The sequence below is a fragment of the Synechococcus sp. W60.3 genome (assembly GCF_047502615.1).
In the GTDB taxonomy this organism is placed as follows: Bacteria; Cyanobacteriota; Cyanobacteriia; order Thermostichales; family Thermostichaceae; genus Thermostichus.
Genome location: NZ_JANSHJ010000043.1, coordinates 8,293 through 8,925, shown reverse-complemented (window position 1 = coordinate 8,925; position 633 = coordinate 8,293). Strand labels below are relative to the sequence as shown.

The 633-nt window shown below is 64.8% G+C and carries 1 protein-coding gene; it reads right to left on the bottom strand.

Translation table 11 applies throughout. The features are described 5' to 3' along the window. A partial coding sequence (locus NW846_RS11585) for an AAA family ATPase (protein ID WP_414516094.1) occupies positions 1-633 on the bottom strand: 633 nt, incomplete at both ends.

Below are 633 nucleotides of genomic sequence, written 5' to 3'. Positions count from 1 at the left end.
GGAAGCGACGCTCCAGGGCGGCATCCCGCTCGATGTGCTTGCGGTACTCATCCAGCGTGGTGGCGCCGATGCACTGCAGCTCGCCGCGGGCCAAAGCCGGCTTGAGGATGTTGGCGGCATCGATGGCCCCTTCGGCAGCCCCGGCTCCAATGAGGGTGTGCACCTCGTCGATGACCAGGATGATGTTGCCGGCGTTGCGGATCTCATCCATGATCTTCTTGAGGCGCTCCTCAAACTCGCCGCGGTACTTGGTGCCAGCCACCAACAGGCCGATATCCAGGCTGACCACCCGCTTGTCGGCCAAGATGTCGGGCACGTCCCCCTGCACGATGCGCTGGGCCAGACCTTCGGCGATGGCGGTCTTGCCCACGCCCGGCTCCCCGATAAGAACGGGGTTGTTCTTGGTGCGGCGGCCCAAGATCTGGATCACGCGCTCGATCTCCCGCGTCCGACCCACCACGGGATCCAGCTTGCCCTCTTGGGCCAATTGGGTGAGGTTGGAGCCGAATTCGTCCAGGGTTGGCGTCTTGGTGCGGCTGGAAGACCCACCCCCTGCCGTCACTTCGGCGGTCTCGCCCAACATGCGGATCACCTGGGTGCGCACCTTGGACAGATCCACCCCCAGGTTTTCCA